General features: G+C 62.2%; 2 protein-coding genes and 3 pseudogenes. All 5 read left to right on the top strand.

All coding sequences use genetic code 11. The features are described from left to right. Nucleotides 1–74 precede the first annotated feature (74 nt). The gene (locus tag ABUH87_RS11135) at nucleotides 75–1163 is read left to right on the top strand and encodes an IS5 family transposase (protein WP_367767718.1); all 1089 of its coding nucleotides are present in this window, start codon (nucleotides 75–77) and stop codon (nucleotides 1161–1163) included. Nucleotides 1164–1296: 133 nt separating this feature from the next. Next, nucleotides 1297–1506 (top strand): annotated as a pseudogene (locus tag ABUH87_RS11130) (transposase domain-containing protein); the annotation flags it as partial. Then, nucleotides 1506–1664 carry a hypothetical protein gene (locus tag ABUH87_RS11125; RefSeq protein ID WP_367773522.1) on the top strand — a complete coding sequence of 53 codons (159 nt, stop codon included), beginning with the start codon at nucleotides 1506–1508 and terminating at the stop codon, nucleotides 1662–1664. The pseudogene ABUH87_RS11130 and the gene ABUH87_RS11125, both read left to right, overlap by 1 nt. Nucleotides 1665–1812: 148 nt before the next feature. Next, nucleotides 1813–1963: pseudogene (locus ABUH87_RS11120) on the top strand (IS3 family transposase); the annotation flags it as partial. Between the two features lie 91 nt (nucleotides 1964–2054). Next, nucleotides 2055–2543 (top strand): annotated as a pseudogene (locus ABUH87_RS11115) (IS110 family RNA-guided transposase); the annotation flags it as partial. Nucleotides 2544–2656: the final 113 nt, after the last annotated feature.

Below are 2656 nucleotides of genomic sequence, written 5' to 3'. Positions count from 1 at the left end.
TGGACGCCTCGAAAAACCTCTGGCGCATAGCGGCCTGAGCTGATTCACTGCCTTTCGTGAGAGCGGAGGCGATGATGGCGGGACAGCCGGGTTTCTTTGACCTTTCGGACCGATACGAGGCGCTCAGCGCCGCGGGCGATCCGCTTGAACGGCTTACGGCCGTCGTCGACTTCGAGGTTTTCCGCGGTCCGTTGGTGGCGGCGCTGCGGCGGAGCGCCCGCGGCAAGGGGGGCAGGCCGCCGTTCGATCCGGTCCTGATGTTCAAGATCTTGGTGCTCCAGGCACTGTATTCGCTGTCGGACGAGGCGACCGAGTTCCAGATCAAGGACCGGCTCTCGTTCCAGCGGTTCCTGGGGCTCGGGCTGGACGGCACGGTGCCCGACGCGACGACGGTGTGGCTTTTCCGCGAGAGGCTGGTCAAAGCCAAGGCGATCGACCGGCTGTTCGTCCGCTTCAATGCGGCGCTAACCGACCGGGGCTATCTCGCCATGGGCGGGCAGATCATCGACGCCACGGTTGTACCGGCACCCAAGCAGCGCAACACCCAGGAGGAGAAGGCGGCGATCAAGGAAGGCCGGATCCCCGAGCACTGGAAGGACAAGCCTGCCAAGCTCCGCCAGAAGGACCGCGATGCGCGCTGGAGCGTCAAGTACACCAAAGCCAAGGTGAAGGAGGGCGCTGATCCCAAGGCGTTCAAGCCGGTCGACCTCGCCATCCCGATGTTCGGCTACAAGAACCACATAGGCATCGACCGCACGCATGGCCTGATCCGCACCTGGGATGCCAGCGCCGCCAATGCTCATGATGGTGCAAGGCTGCCGGTCCTCATCAGCCCTGACAACACGGCGTCGGGCGTATGGGCCGATACAGCCTACCGCTCCAAGAAGAACGAGGCGTTCCTGGCCAAAGGCATGTTCACCAGCAACATCCATCAGCGCAAGCCGCACCGCCGGCCCATGCCCAAGCGCATCACGCGAGCCAATGCGAGGCGGTCGGCAGTCCGCTCAGCCGTCGAGCACGTGTTCGCCGGCCAAAAGCACCGCATGGGGCTCGTCGTTCGCACCATCGGCATCGCCCGCGCCCGCATCAAGATCGGGATGGCAAACCTGGCCTATAACTTCCAGCGTCTCACCTGGCTCGAGGGGCGTATTGCGCCCGCATGATGCCGAAACCGGTCTTCGAGCCTTGAGCCACCACGAAATTCAGAAGATTACCGCCCCGAAACAGTGCCGAGCCGCACTTCGTGCGCCATCATACCGCCGTCACGCCGAAAATAGGCGGTTCTTCGAGGCGTCCAACTGGCTATTTGCTGGCTCTGAGGCTGGTGCCCAAACTCTCGCCCGCGCCATGACGCTCATCGAAACCGCCAAGATGAACGGCCTCGACCCCCAAGCCTACATCACCGACCTGCTCAATCGCATCCACGATCACAAGATCAACAGGATCGACGAGCTGCTGCCGTGGAACTGGGCGCCGCGGACCACCCCACAAGCATTGGCCGCCTGATGGCTGCCGTCACGTCTATTACCACCCTCGATTATGTCGCCACGATGCTCGACGAGGACGTCGAGTTGCTCGAAGCGATCGTCTCCAATGATGACAACCTCACCTACGGCAACATCATCAGTGTCTACACCGGCCCGATGAGGCCATCGCCGCGCTAACCGATCATGGCATCGAGGAGCTGAGCGACATGCTCAGCGATGCGCGCCTTACAACCAAAGCCTGGCAAGACTTTCTTGCCGACTTCGTCGATGACCCTGGCCTCGCCGCTCGCTTCAAGGTCCAAGCACCGCGGTAACAGTCGGACGGTTACTCAACACTGACCAAGGCAGCCAGTTCACTAGCTTCGCCTTCACCAGCGTGCTGCGCGACGCCGAGGTCCGCATCAGCATGGATTGGTCGGGGGCGGTGGATGGACAATGTCTTCATCGAGCGCCTCTGGCGCTCTCTGAAATACGAGTGCGTCTTGACGTGATGTTGTGGACGACCTCCGCACCAGCGTAGCTGTGCGATGATGTGGTCGTTGTAGGTCCACGTCTAGGAGTCGTTCCATGGAGCAGGAGGTTGTCACCGTCGGATTGGATCTGGCGAAGAATGTGTTTCAGGTTCACGCCATCGCCGCCGATGGCGCAGTGCTGAGCCGGCGCAAGCTACGCAGGACCGAAGTCATCCGCTTCTTCACTGAGTTGCCGCCTTGCCTAGTCGGCATGGAAGCGTGTGCCTCGGCGCATCACTGGGCGCGCGAGTTGATGGCGATCGGCCATGAGGTGCGCCTCATCCCGCCAGCCTATGTTAAGCCGTATGTGAAGCGTGGGAAGACCGATGCAGCGGATGCCGAAGCGATCTGCGAGGCGGTCACCCGTCCGACGATGCGTTTTGTCGCAGTGAAGTCGGTCGAGCAGCAAGCGGTGCTCATGCTCTATAAAAGTCGCGACCTGATGGTCCGGCAGCGCACCATGCTGATCAACGCGCTGCGCGGCCACTTAGCTGAGTACGGGATCGTGACGGGTCTGGGCGCCGGCGGCGTAGTGGCTTCCCTGAAGGCGCTGCACGAAGAGCGTAACCGACCGGTTGAGGCCGCCTGCCGGGAGGTGAGTTGAGCGCGTAAGAGACGTCCATAAGGACGTCGTTATGGACGTCCTGAGTGAGAGCG

Origin of the sequence: Novosphingobium rhizovicinum, from assembly GCF_040813635.1 — a bacterium.
Classification (GTDB): Bacteria; Pseudomonadota; Alphaproteobacteria; order Sphingomonadales; family Sphingomonadaceae; genus Novosphingobium; species Novosphingobium rhizovicinum.
Note: the sequence above shows the minus strand (reverse complement) of the source record. Positions and strands in the feature narration are given on the sequence as shown.